This window comes from Aliiruegeria sabulilitoris, from assembly GCF_001558155.1.
In the GTDB taxonomy this organism is placed as follows: domain Bacteria; phylum Pseudomonadota; class Alphaproteobacteria; order Rhodobacterales; family Rhodobacteraceae; genus Tropicimonas; species Tropicimonas sabulilitoris.
In genome coordinates, this window is sequence record NZ_LOAS01000031.1 from 30,142 (window position 1) to 51,915 (window position 21,774).

Below are 21,774 nucleotides of genomic sequence, written 5' to 3' on the forward strand. Positions count from 1 at the left end.
TGGTGGGGCGAACTCAGCCTTTCATCCAGCCGAGGCCTTCATCCGTGGTGCCGCGCGGCTTGTATTCCGCCCCGAGCGGCGCGTCATAACCAAGGCTCGCGATATGGGCGAAGATATGGTCGTAATTCACCTCGCCGCAATCGGGCTCGGTCCGTTCGGGCACGCTGGCGAACTGGATATGTCCGATCACCGGCAGGCGATCCGTCAGGCGCCGGGTCAGGTCGCCCTCCATGATCTGCAGGTGGTAGCAGTCGAACATCAGCTTGATATTCGGCGCGCCCACTTCCTCGATGATCTCCACTGCCTGGGCGGAGGTGCCCAGGAAATAGCCCGGCGCGTCGTGGTGGTTGAGCGGCTCGATCAGGATGGTCTTGCCGAGCTTGGCCGCCGCTTCGCAAGCATATTGAAGATTGGCGACGAAGGTCGCGTGTGCTTCCGGGCCTTCGGCAAAACCGGCCATTACGTGGACATTCGGCGTGCCGATCGCTTCGGCATAGGCAAGCGCCTGGTCAATGGCGGCCTTGGCCTCGGCTTCGCGGCCGGGCAACGCGCAAAGCCCGTTTTCGCCGGGGTTGCCGCGCACGGTGTTGAGGCCGAGCATGGTCAGCCCGGTTTCCTTGAGCGCGGCGGCCACGTCCTCGGCAGGCGTCTCGTAGGGCCAGTGGCACTCGACGGCGTCAAAGCCCGCGGCCTTGGCGGCGCGGACGGCATCGGGAAGGGAATGCTCGGTCCACAGGAAACCGAGATTGGCGGAAAACTTGGTCATATCAATCGTCCCATTCGACATTGAACTTCGTCACGAGGCCCTGGATCTGCGCCTCATTCAGCATTTTGGGGGAGAGGCCACGGGTGAGGATGGCGAGCTTCGAGGTCTCCTCCAGTTCTTCCATCGCGTAGCAGGCGGCCTCAAGGTCCTTGCCGGCCACGACGGGGCCGTGATTGGCCAGCACCACGGCCGAGCGCTTGCCCGCCAGCCCGCGGATCGCCTCGCCCATCGCCGGATCGCCCGGCATGAAATAAGGCAGCAGCTTCACCTTGCCGAGCTTCATGACGCCATAGGCCGTGAGCGGCGGGATCATGTCCTCGGGGTCGGTATCGGGCAGCATCGAGAGCGCGACCGAGTGGGTGGAGTGCAGGTGCACCACCGCGCCGGTTTGCGCGGGCCGGGTCTCGTAGAAGGCCGCGTGCAGGGCGACCTCCTTGGTCGGTGCGTCGCCTTCGATATGTGCGCGGGTCTCGTCGAGAACGGAGAGCCGCGCCGGGTCCAGCCGGCCGAAGCAACTGCCGGTGGGGGTCACCAGCAGCCGCCCGTCTTCCAGCCGGGCCGAGATGTTGCCACTGGCGCCGGGGGTCAGCCCCCGGTCATAAAGCGACTTGGCAAAGACACAGACTTGCTCGCGCAGGCGGGCCTCGGCGCTCATGAGATCTGCTCCAGCTTCTCGAACGCGTCAGTGAAGAAACTGACCGCGCCGAAATTGCCGGATTTCAGCGTCATGGCGATCTGCGCGTCACCGGAGCGGCACCATGTCCACGGCACGCCGGGGGCGATTTCCGCGTCGATCTCCATCGCCGTGACGCCGAGCGCCTTGGTCACCGCTCCCGATGTCTCGCCACCGGCAACGACGAAGCGGCGCACGCCCTGGGCCAGCGCGTCCTGCGCCAGCTGCGCCAGCGCGGATTCGACCAGTTCACCGGCCTCGGCCACGCCCAGTTCGGCCTGAACCTTGGCCACGTCTTCCGGCTCGGCGGTGGCATAGATGATCTTGGGCGTTTCCAGATCCTGCGCGGCCAGCCAGTCGCGGGCGGCTTGCGGGCCGTTGGCGGCCAGATCCAGCGGGTCGAGCTTGTATCCCACCGCCTTGGGCAGGTAATCGGCCACCTGCGCGCGCGTCATCGCCGAGCAGGAGCCGGAGAAGACGATGGAGCCCTTGCCGACCTGCGGCGCGGCCTCGCGCTTGGCGGCTTCGGTGATCGCGCCTTCCCGCAGGTAGATGCCGGGCAGCGGCATGGCGACGGCGGAACCGCCGGTCATCAGCTTCATCTCGTGGCAGGCCTCGGCGATGATACCCAGATCCTCGTCGGCCACGGCATCGACGACGACATGCGCCACGCCCTCGGCCTTGAGCTCTTCCATCCGCGCCTTCAGCGCCTCCGTGCCGCGCGCCACGGTCAGGCGGTTGGCGAGCCCCACCTTGCCCTTCACCTGCGGTTCGATCAGTCGCATCAGGTTGCTGTCGCGCATCGGCGTCAGCGGGTGATCTTTCATCGGGCTCTCGGCCAGCGGCAGCTCGCCGACAAACAGGTTGCCCATGAAGATCGCGCGGCCGTTTTCAGGGAAGGCCGGGCAATAGATCGTCTGATCCGCCCCGATCTCCGCCATCAACGCCTCGGCCACCGGGCCGATATTCCCCTCTGCCGTGCTGTCAAAGGTCGAGCAGTATTTCCAGAAGAACCGCTCGGCCCCCGCACGGCGCAGCCAGTCCAGAGCGGCGCGTGTCTCGGCCACGGCCTCGGCCACCGGTGCGGTCCGGCATTTGAGCGCAATCACCTCGAAGGCGGCGACATCCGCCTCTTCCGGGGCCTCTTCCGGCACGCCCATCCTGAGCGAAACTTTCACGCCGGAGCGCGCAAGCAGCCCCGCAAGGTCCGTCGCGCCGGTGAAATCATCGGCAATACATCCAAGAACCACGCCCATCGTGCTCTCCATCCCTTCCGTTTGGAACCATCCGGGCCGGAAGTTAACCGGTCCGGCTCGGTCAATCAGTCTTCAACGCCCAGCAACATGACGCCGGCCTCCGCAATCACCGCGCTCGGATCCTCTACGAAAAGGCCGGGAGCGGAATGGGGCGTGTAGTCGCCCTTGGCCATGCGCGCGTCCCAGGTCCCGAATGCTCATCATTTCCGACCTCCGGACAGCGCTCCCACATTGCAAGCTGGTATCGATACCGGTACCGATATCTTGGCGCTGGACCGACTGTCAAGATTCAACTATCTGTCAGGAAAGAGTGTCGCGATGGCCCTGCCCGCGCGATCCGGCATAAGGCGAAAACACGACAGACATGGCTGGGAAAAGACTGACACTGGCAGATGTCGCAAGGGCGGCGGGCGTGTCCAAGATGACCGCTTCGAGGGCGTTGCGGAACGCCGGCGACGTGTCGCGCGCGAATATCGAGAAGGTTCAGCAGGCCGCCCGCGAGATCGGCTACATTGGCAATCCCATAGCCATGTCGCTTTCGAACCAGCGCACGAACCTCGTTGGCGTGGTGGTCCCGAGCGCGTCCAATATCGTCTTTGCCGAAGTCCTTGCAGGGATCACCGAGGCGCTTTCGGACAGCGGGTTCCAACCCGTCATTGGCGTTACGGACTACAACATCGACCGCGAGGCCGAAACGATCCGGGGCATGCTCTCCTGGCGGCCAGCCGGGTTGATCGTGACCGGTCTCGACCAGCCGGAACCGACCCGGCAGCTTCTGGAACATGCCGGGTTGCCGGTGGTCCAGATCATGGATGTCGATGGCACGCCCACCGATGGCTGCGTAGGCATCGCCCAGACGGAAGCCGGCACGGCCATGGCGCGGGCGCTCATTGCGCAGGGTCGGCGCCGCATCGGCTATATCGGCTGTGACCTGGCGGGAGACACGCGCGCCACGAAGCGCCGGGCGGGGTTCGAGGCGGCGCTGGCCGCTGCCGGCGTTTCGCTCGTCGGGACACTGGTCTCAGAACAGCCTTCGTCGGTTGTCGCCGGACGCAAACTGACAGTCGAGTTCCTGTCACGACATGACGATATCGACTGCCTCTATTATTCCAATGACGACATCGCCGTTGGGGGGCTGTTCCACTGCATGGATGCCGGAATTCCGGTTCCGGAGCAGATTCTGCTGACGGGTTTCAATGGCCTCGATCTTGTGCAGGCCCTCCCCGCGCAAATTGCCACCACGCATACACCGCGCCACGAGATCGGGCTCAAGGCAGCACAGCTTATTCTCGAAGCGGCGGACCAGCGCAGCAACCGGGTCGACAGGATGATCGAGTTGCCGACCCGGATCGACATTACGCCCGGGTTCCCGCGATAGGGCAAATGCGGTCGATGCCGGATCCCGAACAGAGGTTAGCGTGATTTCACCCGCTTCGCGGTCGGATCGGACCCAGTGTAGTCCCGAAGCACCGCGACGTCATCGATCGCGGCAAGGTTTCCGGAGACACGCACACCGACCGAGCGCAGGCGCGTGAAGGCACGCGACAAGCTCTCGGGCTTCATGCCAAGCCGCCCCGCGATCAACCCCTTGTCATAGGGAAGCGTCACGATAGCACTGCGGGCATCAGGATCGCAAAACTCGAGCAGAAACTTCGCCGTCCGCTCCGCACCCGTCTCGGCCTTGAGCTGCTCAAGCTGCGTCACAAGCGCATGCAGATGCACGAAAGCAGACGCCAGGATGGACTCGGCTGTCTCGGGATTGTTCCGCATCATCTCCAGCAGCGCGGCCGTTGGAACCTCCAGGGTTTCGCTTTCCATGACGGCCTCGGCCGAAACGGGGTAATTGCCACCGCGAAAGGCAACAGCCTCACCGAAACTCTCGCCCCTGGAGAACACATGGACGACCGTCTCGCCACCAGCCTGGGACATGCGAAAGAGCTTCACCCAGCCAGCGACCACGATGTGGATCGACTGCGCGGCCTCCCCTTGCAGAAACAGGTTCTGGCCGCGATCGTATTTGCGCCAGATCGACCGCTCCAGAAGCCGGCTGGCAACGTCTTCCGGAAGACTCTTCAACAGTAGCGAGTTACGCGCGATCTTCTTCCGGGTATCTTCGGGCATCCACCTGTCCTTGCACACATCGGCACCGAGGACGTCGCCGATTCACTATTCGCAAGGTTGTGTCGTGGCATGGATCCGATGATTTTTCCAGTGAACGCGCCGTGTCGTGTTCGACGCCACCTGCACTTTCGGATGCTGCGAGAAAAACCGCTCCGGAACGGAGCGGTTTGACATGTGGAGCACGCCGATGCGTCGGTCAGACAGTCGCGCCCCTGACTCGGATCGCCCGGCCAACGCAACCGGCAATAACACCAACACCAATGGCGATGGCCAGGTCCAATGGCTCGACCCTGGCGAAGTCGAACCCCGAGAAAATATAGGTCTCGGCAACGCCGACCACGCCACCCAGTATGGCGGCCACAAGCAGGTTCCGGGTCATCATGCCCAGGGCGAGGCCGAGGATCCCGGGCAGGCTCAGGATGTTTCCGGCAATGGTTCCGAGGATGTCCAGCATTGTCCACTCCCTCTCGATTTCCGTTTATTGGCGACAGGCGCCCCGCGCGGGGGCGCCATCAGCTGTCATTACGCCCTACTTCGCGGCTTCGAGCCCCTCGGCGACTGTCTCGTATCTCTCCAGATACCCGGTAGGCAGGCCATGCGCGATGCCCTGGTGGCAGTCGATGCAGGTCTTGCCTTCGTCCAGCGCCTTTTGGTGATCCGCAGCGGCGCGGGTCTCCTGGATCGTGAAGTCCATATACTCGAAGCTGTGGCAATTGCGGCATTCGCGCGAGTCGGTCTTCTTCATCTTGGTCCAGACCGCCGTGGCCATCTTGAGGCGATGATCCTCGTATTTCTCATCGGTATCGATCGTGCCGATGATCTCGTGATAGAGATCCTTGCTGGCCATGATCTTGGCCTTGACCTTGTACTGCCACTCATGCGGCACGTGGCAATCCGGGCAGGTCGCGCGCACGCCGGAATGGTTGTTGTAGTGGATCGTATCGGTGTATTCGTCCCAGTTCTTGGTCATCGAGTGACAACTGATGCAGAACTCTTCGGTGTTGGTTTCTTCCAACGCCCAGTGGAACCCGCCCCAGGCCATCACCCCGCCAAGGAACCCCGCGATCAGCAGGAAACCGAGGCTGAGCACACCGCTCGGGCTCCAGAATCCGTTCCAGATGCGGCGAATGAAGCCGGGCCGCTTTTCGTTCGAGTCGTTATTTGCCATGGCTCGTTTCCTTCCCGATCCGGGTTCAGCGCGCGACCGAAGGCACGAACGCGTTGTCGACGAGCGCCGGAGCATTCACCTGCGGCACGTGGCACTGGTTGCAGAACCAGCGCGTTCCGGCCACGTGATCCATCTCCACGCCGTCACGGTCGAGATAATGGGTCATCGACAGCGTCGGTGCGCCGCGATCGCCGGCATTGGACCAGTCATGGCAACCAAGACACTGGTTGACCTTCAGGTCCATCTGGTATTGCTCGACCGAATGCGGGATCAGCGGCGGCTGTTGGCGGTATTCGCGGTTGAAGCGCTGCGTATCCTGTTGGAACACCTGATCAAGAACGACCGGCTCGTCGATGCCCGCGCCGCGCAGCGAGGACAGCCCGCCCGCGGATTGGGCCAGGCCGATCCCGGCCAGGGTCAGGGTGGTTGCGGCGGCAAGAATGCCTGCAAGGACCGGCTGTCTCATGGTTGCTCTCCGTTCATCGGTTCACGCTGCATTTCTGTTCGGCGGTTCCGGGACGGACACCGCATCAGACGGGGCCTCGACATGGGTGTCGAAGCGGTTGGTAAATTTGAAGACGTCCATCGCGCAGACATCAATGCACCGCCCGCAATTGGTGCAGTCGGGCGAGAGGATCAGGGGCGTCGCGTCGCCCTTGCCTTTCAGCGCGGGGGAGATGACCTGGTTTTCCGGGCAGACCGCGTAGCAATCCATGCAGTCGTCGCAGGCATCGCGCTTCACCGCGCTGATCCGCAAAATGCTCTTCGTGCCGACAAGGCTGTAGAAGGCGCCGACCGGGCAGACATGGCCGCACCAGCCGCGACGCGCCACGATCAGGTCGAAGACGAAGATCGCCGCGACCATGGCCCAGACGAAGCCCATACCGAAGACAAGGCCGCGATGCACCATGGTGACCGGGTTCACGACCTCCCATGCGATGGTGCCGGTCAGCGCCGAGACAATCAGCACGGTGGCGAGGATCCAGTAGCGGGCGGAACGTTTCGGCTGCCACCCCTTCTGGAGCTTCAGCTTGTCATGCAGCCAATGGGCGCCGTCGGTCACCGGGTTGATCGGGCAGACCCAGGAACAATAGATGCGCCCGCCGATCAGAGCGTAGACCACCAGAACGATCAGCCCGCCGATGAGCGCGGTCGTCTCGGGCCAGTGGCCGGCGGCCATCATCTGTCCGAGGATCAGCGGATCGTTCAGCGGCAGGAAGTTGAAGGTCATCGAACCGGCGAGGTTCCCCTTAACCCACCAGATGCCGAACCACGGCCCCATGAGGAACAGGAACAGGAAGAACGCCTGGCTGATGCGGCGCAGCACGAGATATTTATGCGCCCCGAACCAGCCCTTCACCTCCACCGCTTCCTGTCCGACCGGAAGGTGGACCTTGCCCTTGGTGCTCATTTCGTCACCTCCGGCAGCTTGAAGACCGGCTCGAAGCCGCCTTCGGGCGTGGAAGGCAGCCCGTCCACGAGCCCTTCGATATATCCTCCCGGCGCGGCGAGGTTGTCCGTTCCCGGTCCGGGCAGACGGTCGGGAAGGTCGATGATGCCTTCGACGACCGGGGCGCCCTTGGCGTCCTTCTCCTCCCAGCCGAGCCGGTAGTGCTCGCCCGGCGCGCCGCGTGCGAGCCGCACGGGCAGGACCTTGATCGCGGGTTCGGGCAGGACACATTTCTTCTCGCAGATCCCGCAGCCGGTGCAGGCATCGGCATGCACGATAGGCGCAAAGATCGCGTGGTGGCCGGAGCGTTCGTTATGGATCAGGTCGAGCGTTATCGCCTCGTCGATCATCGGACAGACGCGGTAGCAGACATCGCAGCGCAGCCCGAGATAGTTCAGGCAGTTCTCCTGATCGACCAGCACCGCAGTGCCCATCTGGGCGTGTTCGATATTGGTCAGTCCCTTGTCCAGCGCGCCCGTTGGGCAGGCGAGGACGCAAGGGATGTCGTCGCACATCTCGCAGGGCACATCCCGCGCGGTGAAATAGGGCGTGCCCGTCGCCGGGCCGTCCTGGCCGAGATCGGCCAGAACCAGGGTGTCGTAGGGACAATCCCGCACGCAAAGCCCGCAGCGGATACAAGCGGCGAGGAAGGCGTCCTCGCCGAGCGCCCCGGGAGGCCGAATAGCCTGATCGGGAAGCGCTTTCGCATCGCGCGTCATATAGGCCAGAAGCGAGCCGGCCACCGCGCAGCCCGCAGCCATGCGCGCGCTGTCGGTCATGAACCGACGGCGATCGATGTGCTTGTGCTGTCCAGCGGTGGCCATGCTCTTGTCCTGTTACCCGGTGTGAGCGCGCGTTTCCTGAATGCGTTTCCTCAGGCCCGTTCGACCTTGCAGGCGCATTTCTTGTAGTCCGTCTCTTTCGAGAGCGGGCAGGTCGCGTCCAGCGTCAGCTTGTTGGTGAGTTGGCCCTCGTCGAACCACGGCATGAAGACGAGGCCCTCGGGCACCTTGTTGCGCCCACGGGTCTCCAGCCGCGAATTGACCTCGCCGCGACGGGTGGAGATGACGATCTCCTGCCCGCGCCGCAAGCCACGCTCCTGCGCATCCTTCGGGTTCATGTAGACCACGGCGGACGGGAAGGAGCGATGCAACTCCGGCACCCGGCGGGTCATCGAGCCAGAATGCCAGTGTTCCAGAACGCGACCGGTGCAGAGCCAGAGGTTGAACTCCTCGTCCGGCTCCTCGGCGGCGGGCTCGTAGGGGGCGAAGATGATATTGGCCTTGCCATCGGGCTTGCCGTAGAACTTCACGCCCTCGCCTTCCTTGACATATGGGTCATAGCCCTCGCGGAAGCGATAGAGAGTCTCCTTGCCATCGACGACCGGCCAGCGCAGGCCCCGCGCCTGATGGTACACGTCGAACGGGGCGAGATCGTGGGCGTGGCCACGGCCAAAGCCTGCATATTCCTCGAACAGTCCCTTCTGGACGTAGTAGCCAAAATGATCGGATTCATCGTTGTCGAAACCTTCGGCGGTCTCGGAGAGCGGGTACTTGTTCACCTCGCCATTCTCGAACAGGACCTCGTAGAGTGTCTTGCCGCGCAGCTCGGGTTTCAGCGCCAGAAGCTCTTCGCCCCAGGCCTCCTCGACCGTGAAGCGCTTGGAGAATTCCATCACCTGCCAGACATCGGACTTCGCGTCACCCGGCGCCTTGACCTGCTGGCGCCAGAACTGGGTGCGGCGCTCGGCATTGCCATAGGCGCCTTCCTTCTCCACCCACATGGCGGTGGGCAGGATCAGGTCCGCCGCGAGCGCGGTGACGGTCGGGTACGGGTCCGACACGGTGATGAAATTGTCCGGGTTGCGATAGCCCGGATAGCCTTCCTCATTCATGTTGGGCGCGGCCTGCATGTTGTTGTTGCACTGTACCCAGTGGCAGTTGAGAACGCCGTCCTTGAGCATCCGGTGCATCAACACCGCATGGAAGCCAGGCTTGGGCGGGATGGTGCCGGCGGGCACATTCCAGGCGGTTTCGCAGATCTCGCGATGCGCGTCGTTCGCCACGACCATGTCTGCGGGGAGACGGTGAGCAAACGTGCCGACCTCGCGCGCGGTGCCACAGGCGGAGGGCTGGCCGGTGAGCGAGAAGGGCGAGTTGCCCGGCTCGGAGATTTTCCCCACGAGCAGGTGCACGTTGTACATCAGCGAGTTCACCCAGGAGCCACGGGTGTGCTGGTTGAAGCCCATCGTCCAGAGCGACATGACCTTGCGGTTCGGGTCGGCATATTGTTTGGCCAGTTGCTCAAGTTGCGCCACTGGAACGCCCGAAAGCTCGGAGACATATTCGGCCGTGTATTCGGAGACCGCCTCAGCATATTCCTCGAAACTGATCGGAGTCAGCTTGCCGGAATTCGGGTTTTCCGCTGCTTGCTGCTGCGCGTGCTCGTCACGCAGACCATAGCCGATATCGGTGTCGGTCTTCGTGATGTTGACGTTCCTCTCGACGAACTCCTTGTTCACCATGTCGTTCGAGATGATGTAGTTCGCGATGTAGTTCAGGATCGCCAGGTCCGTCTGCGGCTTGAAGATGATGCCGTTGTCCGCCAGCTCGAAGGAGCGGTGCTCGAAGGTGGAGAGCACGTGGACCTCACAGCCCGGCTTGGTCAGGCGCGTATCGGTCAAGCGCGACCAAAGGATCGGGTGCATCTCGGCCATGTTGGAGCCCCAGAGCACGAAAGTGTCGGCATGTTCCAGGTCGTCATAGCAGCCCATGGGCTCGTCGATGCCGAAGGTGCGGATAAAGCCCACGACGGCCGAGGCCATGCAATGGCGTGCGTTCGGGTCGATATTGTTCGAGCGCAGGCCGGCCTTCATGAATTTCGCCGCGGCGTAGCCTTCCCAGACCGTCCACTGGCCGGAGCCGAAGATCGACACGCCCGCGCCGCCCTTCTCCTTGAGCGCGGCCTTCCATTTCTCGGCCATCACGTCGAAAGCCTCGTCCCAGCTGACCGGCTCGAACTCGCCATTCTTGTCGAAGGCGCCGTTCGACTTGCGCAGCATCGGCGTCGTCAGACGGTCCGTGCCATACATGATCTTGGACAGGAAATAGCCCTTGATGCAGTTCAGGCCGCGGTTCACCGGCGCGTCCGGATCGCCCTGGGTGGCAACGACGCGCCCTTCCTTGGTGCCGACCAGAACCGAGCAGCCCGTGCCGCAATAGCGGCAGGCGGCCTTGTCCCATCGAATGTCGGGCGTGCCGACCTGGGCCAATGCGGGCGCATCGGGAAGCGTTATGCCTGCGGCGGAAGCCGTCGCCACCGCTGCGGAGGATTTCAGGAAAGTCCGGCGAGATTCTGACATGGTCATTGGCTTGGCTCCGGTTCAGATGGTGCAGGGGGTGGCGACCGGCTGCGGCGCGTCTTCGTCGCCCTGCGGGTCCTCGAAATGATGATAGGTGAGCGCCAGGGACAGGACGCCGGGGATCTGGTGCATGTCCATGATCACCTCCGCGGCCTGTTTCTCCTCGGTATCCTCGACCACGACGATCAACCTGTCGTCTTCGGTTCGGGCATGGACCTCGACGCCGTTCATAGCTTTGGCGGCGTTCTCGACGCCCTCAGCCGTTCCCGGCGCGGCATGGACCAGGCATCCGCAGATATTCATGCTGTCGCCTCCAGTTCGTTCGTTTCCATTCGCGCAAATTCTATCGCGCCCGCCGGACAGGCGGCCGCGCAGGCTCCGCATCCGCTACAGGCGTCTTCGTCGATCAAGGGCCGCGCCCGCCCGCCCGGCTCCAGCCGGAAGCGGATGGCCGCCTCGTCACAGAAATCCTGACAGGTCCGGCAGGCCACGGCATTGAGCGACAAACAGCCACTTTGGACGCGGGCCACCCAGTTCCAATCGGCGCGCGCCTGCTCGGTGAGCGCACCGGTCCGACAGGCCTGGATACAGTCGCCACAGAAGCTACAGGCACCGGCTTTCAGATCGAGTGCGGCGAACCCTTGCTCATCCTTGACGATGATCCCCTCCGGGCAGGCATCCAGGCAGTCTCCACAGCCGTTGCACAGGCCGGAAAAACGGCTGACCTCTACCGCTCCCGGCGGGCGCGGCACGTCTGCGATGTGAAATTTCGCGCGGAAAAAGTTCCGGCGGTTCGTCCTGGTGGCCATTGGCTGCCCGCAATGGTTGTTTGCAAATTGCTCAATAAAGTGACGAGGCTGACTCGTATTTGACTATCGTCAAGCCTATCTCCGTCTCCGCGCCCGACTTGCAGGTCAAGTTGTCGCACCAACATTGACATTGGAAGGTTTCACAATCTCCCCGGACGCGACCCGACTCCGAGATTTCGCAATGCAATCACAGCCATCGCGGCAATTTCCGACAACTCGGCTCAGCTAACCAACGCTATCCGTCGAAGTGCCCAAATCCCGCCCCGCTCACGGTGACGGACGGAACCGGGATCTGCTGGAATGTGCAGGCGCGCAGGGCTACAAGGGGAATGCAAATGACTACGCAAGGCCAACAATATGCTGTCCAGACTTTTCCGAAAACGGCAGCCCCCAGTCGAATTCAAGCCGGTGCAGCCGGAAACAGTCGTCGAAATCGTTGGTGACGTTCACGGCACCGCACATCTGCTGCGGGCCCTGCCCCCGGTTGAAGACGGCGCGACCCGGGTATTCGTCGGAGACCTCGTCGACCGCGGAATGCAATCATACGAGACGCTGGAGATTATCTTCGAAGGCTGCCGGAATGGCGAATGGATCTGCCTCAAAGGAAATCATGAGGAAATGTTCCTCAAGTTCCTTTCTGATCCGAACAGGGGGCGGAGCTGGCTGCGCCATGGCGGATTACAGACTGTCGCCAGTTTCGACCTCGGCGGGATCACCGAGACCTCCAGCCCGGAAGCACTCGAGGACATCGCATCCGCCATCCGCGAGCGCCTCACACCGGGCCTGCTCGACTGGCTGGAAAACCTTCCCCATGTCTGGACCAGCAATAACCTGACGATTGCCCATGCCGGGCTTGACCCCATGCTTCCGATTTCCCTGCAGCAGGAACGGGTTGCCCTGTGGGGGCACCCGGAGTTCGTCAAAACGCCCCGGCCCGACGGGCAGTGGGTCGCGCATGGCCATACGATCATGGATACCCCCACGATCCGCAACGGCGTCATTTCGATCGACACGGGGGCATATGCCACGAACCTTCTGACGCTTGCGCGCATCTCGCCCGACGGACAGATAGAATTCTCCTATGCGCCACAAAAATAGGCGAAAGGGGCTTCACTGAAGTCGCTGTTTTCGGAACGCCCTCCACGGCACTACGCGCGCGAGACATGCGAGCCGGCGCAAGGCAAGTTTCGCCTATTTCTTGTGCACTGACCCCAACAGACAGGCGGCTCACCGCCATCCATCACATTTATGAAATCTTAGTTAACGCCACAAACACCGACCGTAGCTTGCCCTCGCAATCCTCACAGCAACCACCCCGCTCCAAACTACCCTTACGTTAATACGTTGATTTTTATGAAAAATTGTTTCAAACCCAAGTTTCTACAGGGAAGAGACCGCAGGCACGGGCGCCTAGGAAACTCGCCTTTCCCCCGGGCCTGGCGCCCCTGCAAGCATCTGCCGCCCCAGTTGACAGAATCTCTAAATTTTAAGACAACCCCCTTCGCGAGACCTGCTGCCCCATCGGCTTGAAAGTACGGAATTGTCGGAGTTTTGATGACAATCTGAGCGTTCATATCGGGCGGTCGGCCTACAACCCTTTTTTTGGGATTTTTGGGAAGCTTTGGCGATGAGCAACATTATGGATACTTTAAACCCGCCCCGCGGTTTGGCGGGTGAGCTGCAATCATCAAGTACGGACATTGGTCGATCCGGCGCGAAAACCTCCGGCGCCTCCATTTCTCGTGGCCTCTGGGTCACGATGCTCAACTGGATCTTTGCGTTGCTCGCGCTGCCAAGCCTCATCGGGGCGGCTCTGGTTCTTCTGGTACTCAACCCGCGTTTCAACCCAGGCCCGCTGATGTTCTACCAGAATCGTGTTGGACGCGACGGCCGGGTGTTCCGTATCTACAAGTTCCGCACCATGACGGATGTCCCGCAGGAAGGTCTGACGACATCGATCGAGGCCAACCAGGCACGCATCACGAGGCTGGGCGCCATTCTTCGGAAGTTCCGCGTCGACGAACTGCCCAATTTCATCAATGTCGCCATCGGGGACATGAACGTCATCGGACCGCGCCCGGACGCCAAGGACCAAGCGGACGTCTATGTGAAATCCGTCTTCGGATACGCCGAACGTTTCGAGGTGAAACCCGGCATTACCGGCTTGGCGCAGGTTATCCAGGGCTATGCGGCCTGCGAGGATTCCACGCGCAAGAAGGCGCGTTACGATCGTTTCTATGTACGTCACCGCAGCGCACGGATGGACGTGTTCATCGTCGTCAGAACCTTGCAGGTCATGCTGACCGGGTTCGGCAGCCGCTAGACAACGGGACAGGTCTGGAAGGATTGGGGGAGCCTTTGCGGGGCTCCCTGCTTGTATGATTCGGATGCCCCGCAAACTTTTTCTCCGTTTCCGACGACATGAAATGCCCCCGCCCGACGCCTGCATCGGGCTGCATCCGGGTACAGTTCATCAGGCCGAATCGCCAATACCGAATCGTCCAGAGCCAGCCACATTCCCCCAATCCCGCGCCTACGTGCGCTTAGCCCCCTTCAGATGGCCATTGCCCGCAAAAACTTGCCAATCTGCGAGAACAAAACAGGCACTTGATGAGCAGGGCGGCAACAGGACGCGCCTTTCCTGAAGCGAACAATTGCCCGAAGCGGGCTTGTCGGGATAAGAAACTGTGAACGAGACAAATGCCAACGGACCAAAGCTGCAGGTCCGGAACCTGGGGATGGACAGTGCTGGAAATCTATTCCGCTTCGGCGGCCACCAAAAGGCTGCCCGGATGAGCGTGTTTCCGAAAGTCGCGAGCGTCGCTGTCGGGATTTGCGTTCTGTACAGTGGAGTGACTGTCGCGCAGGAACGGACGGTTGCTGAACAGCGTGCAATGAAGTCGGGGCTATCTTTTTATGGCATGCCCGGCGTGATCGACACCCCAAGCGCCGAGATGTTGCCCGATGGCGAAGCGACCTTCACGGTGTCGATGTACCCGGACCGATTGCGCACGACGCTCGGCTTCCAGTTCACCCCGTGGTTGTATGTCAGCTACCAGTACACCGCCGCGAAAGACCTTTTCGAAAACGAAAGGGAGTTCTACGGTGGGGCGTATTACGACCGTTCCTTCGGCGTCGCCCTTCGCCTCCTTGAAGAAAAGCAATGGACGCCATCTGTCGTAGTCGGAATCAACGACCTCGTAGGTACCGGTGTTTTCGCATCGGAATATATTGTCGCCACGAAGAACATCCAGGACCGTTTCAAGCTGTCGGCAGGCGTCGGCTGGGGCCGGTTGGGATCTTATGGTAGTTTCAAGAACCCCCTCTCCTTCATCGACAGCCGGTTCGAAACCCGGCCCGAAACAGATTTCGGAGAAGGTGGTACATTCAGCGCGAGCGAGTGGTTCCGCGGTCCGGCAGCGTTGTTCGGCAGCGCGGAATGGGCGATAAACGACAAGTGGACCGCGCTGATCGAATACTCATCCGACGCCTATGATCAGGAAGTGGAAGCGGTGGGCTTCGATCGCGCTACCCCGATCAATTTCGGCCTGAATTACAGCCCGCGCCCGGGGATCGATATCGGCCTCTATTCCCTCTACGGCTCCAAGATCGGCATCAACGCTTCTTTCACGACCAATCCGAAAGCACCGCCCTTCAGGGGAGGACGCGAAGTTGCGCCACCGCCGATCTCGCCCCGCGCGGGCGGAACGGTGGACTTGGCCGCATGGGGCCTACCCTCCGAACAGCTGAGGGCGAGCGATCCGGTGGCCTTGAAGGAAACCGTCTCGGAGGCGTTCAAGAAGGAAAAGCTGCGCCTTGAAGGGATGGAGATCGTCGGCGACGAGGTGCATGTCGCCTTCACCAACAACGGCTTTGACGCCCAGCCACAGGCGCTCGGACGCGCCTCGCGGATCCTGGCGGCCATCATTCCCAGCGAGGTCGATACATTCGTTCTGAAGCCGTTGGTTTTCGGCATGCCGACATCGACGATACGGATCTCGCGAAACGATCTGGAAGAACTTGAATTCGATCCGGACCGCGTCTGGAAATCCTACGTGCGCGCAGAGGTAAATGATGCGGAGGAACTGAGCTTCGCCTCTTTCATCAGCGATTCCTATCCCCAGTTCAGTGGCTTCATCCGGCCCTATTTCGCCCCGAGCTTCTTCGACCCCGACCAGCCGGTGCGCGCGGATATCGGCCTGGATATCGGTGGCAGCTACCGCCCGCTGCCGGGCCTTGTCTTATCTGGCGTGTACCGACAGAAACTCTTGGGCGACAGGGACACTGTCACCCGGATGTCGGATTCAGTCCTGCCGCATGTGCGCTCCGACCTCGCACTCTATGACGTCAACAGCAGCTCCTACCTCAGCCACCTGACAGCCGAGTATTTCTTCCGCCCCGGCGAGAACCTCTATGCGCGGGGCACGGTCGGCATCCTGGAACGAATGTATGGCGGCGCTTCCGCCGAACTGCTCTGGAAGCCGGTCGACGGCCCCCTCGCCCTCGGCGGGGAAATCAACTACGCGGTGCAACGCGATTTCGACGGTGGCTTCGGCTTTCAGGATTACGATGTCGTGACGGGCCATCTGTCCGCCTATTACGATCTCGGAAAGGGATATTTTGGGCAGGTAGATGCCGGACGATACCTGGCAGGCGATTACGGCGCCACATTCACCCTGTCGCGGGAGTTCGCCAATGGTGTCCGGGTCGGGGCCTTCGCCACCCAGACCGATGTCAGCTACGAGGATTTCGGCGAAGGCTCCTTCGACAAGGGGTTCTTCTTCGAGGTTCCGTTCTCCTGGCTGGGCGGCGTACCGTCCCGACGCGGCTTCACACAGGTCATCCGCCCGATCTTGCGGGACGGTGGGGCGCGCCTCTCTGTTCGCAACCGGCTTTACGAGAACGTCCGGGACTTCCACGACCCAGAACTCCGAAACCGCTGGTCGAGGTACTGGCGATGAAGAGACACACATCCGCCATTCTTCTCCTGATCACGGCAACGGCGATTTCTGGCTGCGACCAACTCGGCAAACTCGGACAGAACTCCGGATCCGGATCGGCGACCGACGAAGTGGTGCTGCTGGAAGACGACGTCGTAATTGTGCTCGAAGACGTCACGCCCGTCGCCCCCGCCTCGGTGATGACAGCGCTCATCGAGGATCGTGGCGTCACCGAAGCGCTGAATCTCGTTTCCAGCCGCAACGGTCACGAAATCTGGCGCGCTGGAAGCGGTGATACGCTGACACTGCGTGAAGGTGTGATCATCGGCACGACCGCCCTGACGCCGGACGTGGTATCGGTCGAAACGACACTGCCTTCTGAATGGCTGACGGCCCCTCGCCCCGCCATCGCCAGCCGCGTTCATCGCTTGGCCGATGGCGACGAACAGATGTTCATTCGGGCCTATCAATGTGAATACTCGGCAAGCTTGCCGGACCAGATCACCCTGAACGGTAGCGTTCGTCAGGTCAGCCGGACGGATGAGGCCTGTAACAACCCAACCCAATCCTTCACCAATAGCTATTGGCTGGACGGATCTGGGCGCATGGTGCAATCCCGGCAATGGCTCGGCCCGAAGATCGGATATCTGCGCCTGAACTACCCACTGCCATAGGGCTGCGGAACGAGAAAGAGTGTTGAAGATGAAGAAATTGAAACTTACGGCCCTGGTTCTCGGGACAGCACTGCTCCTGACGGCGTGTGGCGTCGTCTATAACTCACCACAGGTGAGTTCCGGCTCAGCCAGCGGCGCGAAGGTGCGGGTCGTCAAGATCACCGCCGAATCGACGATTGCCGCCAATCGCTCATCCTTCCGGCCCGACACGTTGCCGGCGATCTTTTCGCAGACCGCCGGAGGTGGCAGCGGGCTGAGGGGCTTTGGCAATCTGCCCGATCCAGCCGTCGAGCCTGAAGACCGACCGGCCGCCCTGACCATGCGCGTGCCGCCAGAGCTTCCGAGCCGCCCCTACCGAATTGGCGTGGGCGATGTTGTCGTCTTGGCAACGCCTTCAGGCGGCAACTCGGTAGAAGAACTCTCCGGCCTTCTGGCCGCACAGAACCGCCGCCAGGAATATGTCGTGCAGGACGATGGCGGGATCTCAATCCCGGATGTCGGCCGTATTCCGATCGCCGGCAGCACCATCGAGGAAGCAAACGAGCAGGTCTTCCAGGCGTTGGTGCAGAATCAGATCGAGCCCGCGTTCAGCCTTGAAGTGGCCGGTTTCAACTCGCAGCGGATCTCGATTGGCGGCGCGGTGCGCAGCCCGACCGTGCTCCCGGTGACGATTCAGCCGCTCTACCTGGAAGAAGCCCTGTCCCAGTCCGGCGGTGTGACCGCAAGCGAACGTGATTACGGCTATATTTCTGTCCGCATCTATCGGGACGGAGAACTTTACCAGATCCCGTTGAACGAATTGTATTCAAGGCGCAGCCTGCAACGCATTCGCCTGACGGATGGGGATTCGATCTTTGTCGATACCGAGTTCGATCTTGCCCGAGCCCAGGCCTATTTCCAGGAACAAATCCAACTGACCTCGACCAAGCTCTCGACACGCAGGGATGCTGTGGACGAGCTTGAAACCGAGATCCAGTTGCGGCGGGCCGAACTCAACGAGGCGCGCAACAATTTCAAGGACCGCCTGGATTTCGACGCGGTCGATCGGGACTACGTCTATCTGACGGGCGAAGTTACGAAACAGCGCCGTTTCGTGCTTCCCTATAACCAGCGTGCAAGTCTCGCCGACGCTATCTATTCCGACGCCGGCATCCCGACCATTACTGCCAATATCCGGAAGATCTATGTTCTGCGATCCTCGCAGGACCCCCGTGAATTCGGAGCGGTGACGGCTTGGCAACTCGATGCCAAGAACGCGGCTTCTTTCACTCTCGCCACACGTTTCGAACTTCGCCCCGACGACGTTATCTTCGTGTCCGAGCAGGTGATCACGCAGTGGAACCGGATCATCTCCCAGATCACGCCGGGCCTGCTGAACTCGACCATCAACGCTCTCGCGCGCTTCTAAGCCACAACACCTTCGCTGGGCATCTTCTCGAGTTGCCCAGCGAAGCCACGAATCACGGCCGGACTGGCAACAGACTCCCCTCCATTGACCCCGGCGTCCCGCATGCCTAGCCAGTGTTCAGGAGGTGGCCCATGACCCAAGCCCTGATCGTCATTGATGTTCAAAACGATTTCTGTCCAGGGGGTGCGCTTGCCGTTCCAGGTGGCGACGAGATCCTTCCCGCAATCAACGCCAAGCTGCCGGACTTCCCGGTGCGCGTCTTCACACAGGACTGGCACCCCGCCGGTCACAGCTCCTTTGCCTCTCAACACGCCGGGAAGAACCCGTTCGAGCTGACGGAGATGCCCTATGGACAGCAGGTGCTCTGGCCCGACCATTGCATCCAGGGAAGCGATGGCGCGGCGTTCCATGCGGAACTGCTGACCGATCCGGCCGATCTGATCCTCCGAAAGGGATTCCGGCGCGAGATCGACAGCTATTCCGCCTTTTTCGAGAATGACCGGACCACTCCCACGGGCCTGGAGGGCTACCTTCGCTCCCGGGGCGTCGAGTCGCTCGTGCTCGTCGGTCTGGCGACGGATTTCTGTGTGAATTACTCCGCTATTGACGCAGCGCGGCTCGGGTTTGCCGTTCAGGTCGACCTCTCCGCCTGTCGCGCAATCGACCTCGACGGCTCGCTGGCGACGGCGTGCAAGGGTATGAAAGCCGCTGGCGTTACCCTTTTCGGATCGTGACTTATTGAACGTTAACCTTTCCAGAAGCCTTTTTTGCTTTCTATTCCGACGAGCCGACCAACAAGGTTCTCTACCAGTCGATCGGAGCGGGCATGGACCCCAGCATGAAGGAAGCGGACGAGGCTCTGGAACGTTTCCGGGCCAGCCGAGCAACAGAAGGCCGGTTCCTGTCATATTGCCGGGGCCGCTCGAAGTCTTTCCGGACAAGACAGGCAATGGTACTTGTCCTCTTCCCGGTAATGTACCACCTCGGCGGCCTGCATCTGGCCGCTCTGGCGGCAGTTGCCTCGGTGTCAGGTGAGGCACTCGACTGTTATGTCCTGAGCCGATTTGCCAGGCGCAGCACAATCGGGAAAAAACTTCCGTTTGCACTGGGATTGACGACCCTGACCGCGGGCCTTCAAGCTGGCGCGAACGCCTTTGCGATCGCGCTCATGTTCACGCTGGGCGACGGCGATACGCGGGTTCTGGCCGGGGCGGCCTGTTTCGCGGGAATTCTCGACGCCGCGCTGGTATTTGCAGCCCATCGCGGAGCCTCGATCATCCGGATCATCGTATATTTTGGCTGTGCCTCCACGATCACCCTTCAGGAGTGGCTTCGAAACGACAGTTCGGATCCGTCCCTGGTGTACGAAGCCTTGAGTATCGGCTTTCTTCTCTATGTCTGCTGGTTGATCGTCCGCCACGTCTTCAAGACCCAGGAACGCAGCAGCAATTCTCGCATGCTTACGCTGGAAAACGCCCGGGAACTGGCGCATACGAACGCGGCCCTCGAGCAATCCCGGCAGACGACACGGCGGCTGGCACTCGTTGCAGAACATGCCAGCGACAGCGTCATCGTGACCGACCAAAACGGCGTCATCACCTGGGTAAACAGGGCTTTTACTCGGATCACCGGCTATTCCTACGCCGAGGCAGTGGGTCGGAACATTACCTTCCTGAACGGTCCACAGACGGATACGGCCTCTGCAGAGAGGTTGAACAAGGCACGAGACGAGATGAAACCGTTCCGGATTGAAATCATCAACCATCATCGGGATGGGCATCCGATCTGGGTAGATGTGAACATGAGCCCCCTGTTCGACGAGCAAGGGAACCTGGTGAATGTCGTCAGCATCGAGCGGGATATCGGCGAAGCAAAGGAGCGCGAGCAGGCACTTGCCGAGGCGCGTCGCGTCGCAGAAGACTCCGTTCGGGCGCGGCGCAACTTCCTGGCCACCATGAGTCACGAGATCCGCACGCCGATGACCGGGGTTATAGGTACGACGGAACTGCTCCTGGAGACGGATCTGGACAAACAACAGGAAACGCTGGTGCGCACGATCAGTTCCTCGGGCGATTCCCTGCTGTCGATCATCAACGAGATCCTGGATTTCTCTCGCCTGGAAGAGGGCCGGCTGGAGGTGAATGCAGACCCGTTCTCCCCCGGCAAGTGTTTTCAGACCGCAATCGATCTCGTTCAGCCTCTGGCCGATGCAAAAGGTCTGCGATTGAAGATCGTGCTGCCATCGAGCCTCCCACAACAGGTAATCGGCGATGAACGCAGGATGTCCCAAGTCTTGCTCAACCTGCTTGGGAACGCGATCAAGTTCACCGAAGTAGGAAGCGTCGAGTTGGAGGTGTCCGTAAGGCTGGAAGACGGAGCCTGCGACCTGCTTTTGTTGGTGCGCGACACAGGGGTCGGCATCGAAACGTCGAAGCTCGACCGGATTTTCGAGAGCTTCGTGCAGGCCGACTCGAAAATTGCCGGTCGCTTTGGCGGGACCGGCCTTGGGCTGGCAATCTCCCGCTTGCTCGTCAGGGCAATGGGTGGAGAGATTTCGGTTGCCTCGGCTCCCGGCACGGGCACCGTGTTTTTCGTGTCGCTCAGCCTGCCGGTCGGTGAGTTGGATGCCGAGATTGCGCCCGCCACCGCGAACATCTCCGAGCTTCCCCAGGAGACAGTGGACCTTTCCGGCGTGTGCATCCTTGTCGCGGAAGACAATCGCACGAACACCATGCTTCTGGAACGAATGCTGGCCGGAACCGGCGCAAGCCTGCTTTTCACAGAAAATGGCCGGGAGGCTCTCGACCTGTTCACGGAGCATGCGCCAGACATCGTTCTGATGGACCTGCACATGCCAATTCTGGACGGCCTGGCCGCAACGGGCCTGATGCGCCTAGCCGAAAATAATTGTGGTGGAATTCCGGTGCCGATCATTGCGTTGACAGCCAATGCGTTCCCGGAAGACAGGGACCTCTGCATCGCATCGGGGATGGACGGAATAATCACCAAACCCTTCCGAAAACGAGATCTCCTGAATTCGATCACATCTGCCCTTGCAGTCGAAAGGGACCCGTTCCAAAGCCACCGCGACAGCCTGACCGCCTGACCGCGGCCTCTTTTCTTCCGGCATCGCTCCCGATAGCGTGCG

The 21,774-nt window shown here is 61.5% G+C and carries 20 protein-coding genes; 8 read left to right on the plus strand and 12 right to left on the minus strand.

Translation table 11 applies throughout. The annotated features are described in order from the left end of the window. Nucleotides 1-13: 13 nt before the first annotated feature. Genes AX756_RS21175 through otnK form a run of 3 tightly spaced genes read right to left on the minus strand, consistent with a single transcriptional unit; the run spans nucleotide 14 to nucleotide 2,695 of the window. Nucleotides 14-766: a hydroxypyruvate isomerase family protein gene (locus AX756_RS21175; RefSeq protein WP_068316777.1), complete on the minus strand. Its 753-nt coding sequence runs from the start codon at nucleotides 764-766 to the stop codon at nucleotides 14-16. Nucleotide 767: 1 nt separating this feature from the next. Beyond that, on the minus strand, nucleotides 768-1,421 hold the full coding sequence (gene otnC, locus AX756_RS21180) for a 3-oxo-tetronate 4-phosphate decarboxylase (RefSeq protein WP_068316779.1): 654 nt from the start codon (nucleotides 1,419-1,421) through the stop codon (nucleotides 768-770). Continuing rightward, nucleotides 1,418-2,695: a 3-oxo-tetronate kinase gene (gene otnK, locus AX756_RS21185; RefSeq protein ID WP_068316780.1), complete on the minus strand. Its 1,278-nt coding sequence runs from the start codon at nucleotides 2,693-2,695 to the stop codon at nucleotides 1,418-1,420. The genes otnC and otnK overlap by 4 nt, the downstream gene beginning before the upstream one ends. 364 nt (nucleotides 2,696-3,059) lie before the next feature. Here otnK and AX756_RS21190 point away from each other — a divergent pair, with 364 nt between their 5' ends. Next, nucleotides 3,060-4,073 carry a LacI family DNA-binding transcriptional regulator gene (locus AX756_RS21190; protein ID WP_082739245.1) on the plus strand — a complete coding sequence of 338 codons (1,014 nt, stop codon included), beginning with the start codon at nucleotides 3,060-3,062 and terminating at the stop codon, nucleotides 4,071-4,073. A 35-nt stretch (nucleotides 4,074-4,108) separates the two neighbouring features. On the opposite strand, the gene AX756_RS21195 is transcribed toward AX756_RS21190, so the two are convergent. The 9 genes from AX756_RS21195 to napF all read right to left on the minus strand — a co-directional run bounded on the left by AX756_RS21195 (nucleotide 4,109) and on the right by napF (nucleotide 11,604). Further along, nucleotides 4,109-4,816: a Crp/Fnr family transcriptional regulator gene (locus tag AX756_RS21195; protein WP_068316782.1), complete on the minus strand. Its 708-nt coding sequence runs from the start codon at nucleotides 4,814-4,816 to the stop codon at nucleotides 4,109-4,111. Nucleotides 4,817-5,012: 196 nt separating this feature from the next. Then, nucleotides 5,013-5,270 carry a hypothetical protein gene (locus tag AX756_RS21200; RefSeq protein WP_068316784.1) on the minus strand — a complete coding sequence of 86 codons (258 nt, stop codon included), beginning with the start codon at nucleotides 5,268-5,270 and terminating at the stop codon, nucleotides 5,013-5,015. A 75-nt stretch (nucleotides 5,271-5,345) separates the two neighbouring features. Beyond that, a complete protein-coding gene (locus AX756_RS21205; RefSeq protein WP_068316787.1) occupies nucleotides 5,346-5,984 on the minus strand; it encodes a NapC/NirT family cytochrome c in 639 nt (212 codons plus the stop codon). A gap of 25 nt (nucleotides 5,985-6,009) precedes the next feature. Beyond that, the gene (locus AX756_RS21210) at nucleotides 6,010-6,450 is read right to left on the minus strand and encodes a nitrate reductase cytochrome c-type subunit (RefSeq protein WP_082739246.1); all 441 of its coding nucleotides are present in this window, start codon (nucleotides 6,448-6,450) and stop codon (nucleotides 6,010-6,012) included. A gap of 21 nt (nucleotides 6,451-6,471) precedes the next feature. Next, nucleotides 6,472-7,395 (minus strand): quinol dehydrogenase ferredoxin subunit NapH, encoded by a 924-nt coding sequence (gene napH / locus AX756_RS21215; RefSeq protein ID WP_068316791.1) that lies wholly within the window; start codon nucleotides 7,393-7,395, stop codon nucleotides 6,472-6,474. Then, complete coding sequence (gene napG, locus AX756_RS21220; RefSeq protein WP_068316794.1) at nucleotides 7,392-8,258, minus strand: ferredoxin-type protein NapG; 867 nt, start codon at nucleotides 8,256-8,258, stop codon at nucleotides 7,392-7,394. Before napG ends, napH begins: the two co-directional genes overlap by 4 nt. Nucleotides 8,259-8,308: 50 nt before the next feature. Continuing rightward, nucleotides 8,309-10,801 carry a nitrate reductase catalytic subunit NapA gene (gene napA, locus AX756_RS21225; protein WP_068316796.1) on the minus strand — a complete coding sequence of 831 codons (2,493 nt, stop codon included), beginning with the start codon at nucleotides 10,799-10,801 and terminating at the stop codon, nucleotides 8,309-8,311. Between the two features lie 15 nt (nucleotides 10,802-10,816). Continuing rightward, on the minus strand, nucleotides 10,817-11,098 hold the full coding sequence (locus AX756_RS21230; protein WP_068316799.1) for a chaperone NapD: 282 nt from the start codon (nucleotides 11,096-11,098) through the stop codon (nucleotides 10,817-10,819). After that, the gene (gene napF / locus AX756_RS21235) at nucleotides 11,095-11,604 is read right to left on the minus strand and encodes a ferredoxin-type protein NapF (protein WP_068316802.1); all 510 of its coding nucleotides are present in this window, start codon (nucleotides 11,602-11,604) and stop codon (nucleotides 11,095-11,097) included. Before napF ends, AX756_RS21230 begins: the two co-directional genes overlap by 4 nt. 357 nt (nucleotides 11,605-11,961) lie before the next feature. Between napF and AX756_RS21245 the strand changes: the two genes are divergently transcribed. From AX756_RS21245 to AX756_RS21275, 7 genes are all read left to right on the plus strand, one after another. After that, nucleotides 11,962-12,702, plus strand: a complete 741-nt coding sequence (locus AX756_RS21245) for a metallophosphoesterase (RefSeq protein ID WP_082739247.1) — start codon at nucleotides 11,962-11,964, stop codon at nucleotides 12,700-12,702. Nucleotides 12,703-13,231: 529 nt separating this feature from the next. Next, the gene (locus tag AX756_RS21250) at nucleotides 13,232-13,927 is read left to right on the plus strand and encodes a sugar transferase (RefSeq protein WP_082739248.1); all 696 of its coding nucleotides are present in this window, start codon (nucleotides 13,232-13,234) and stop codon (nucleotides 13,925-13,927) included. Nucleotides 13,928-14,498: 571 nt separating this feature from the next. Further along, nucleotides 14,499-16,565, plus strand: coding sequence for a YjbH domain-containing protein (locus AX756_RS21255; RefSeq protein ID WP_068316813.1), 2,067 nt, complete (start codon nucleotides 14,499-14,501; stop codon nucleotides 16,563-16,565). Then, a complete protein-coding gene (locus AX756_RS21260) occupies nucleotides 16,562-17,218 on the plus strand; it encodes a YjbF family lipoprotein (RefSeq protein WP_068316817.1) in 657 nt (218 codons plus the stop codon). The genes AX756_RS21255 and AX756_RS21260 overlap by 4 nt, the downstream gene beginning before the upstream one ends. Nucleotides 17,219-17,246: 28 nt before the next feature. Further along, nucleotides 17,247-18,626, plus strand: coding sequence for a polysaccharide biosynthesis/export family protein (locus AX756_RS21265; RefSeq protein WP_082739251.1), 1,380 nt, complete (start codon nucleotides 17,247-17,249; stop codon nucleotides 18,624-18,626). Nucleotides 18,627-18,757: 131 nt separating this feature from the next. Further along, a complete protein-coding gene (gene pncA / locus AX756_RS21270; protein ID WP_068316820.1) occupies nucleotides 18,758-19,360 on the plus strand; it encodes a bifunctional nicotinamidase/pyrazinamidase in 603 nt (200 codons plus the stop codon). Nucleotides 19,361-19,575: 215 nt separating this feature from the next. Next, nucleotides 19,576-21,732, plus strand: coding sequence for a hybrid sensor histidine kinase/response regulator (locus AX756_RS21275; RefSeq protein ID WP_197431105.1), 2,157 nt, complete (start codon nucleotides 19,576-19,578; stop codon nucleotides 21,730-21,732). Nucleotides 21,733-21,774: the final 42 nt, after the last annotated feature.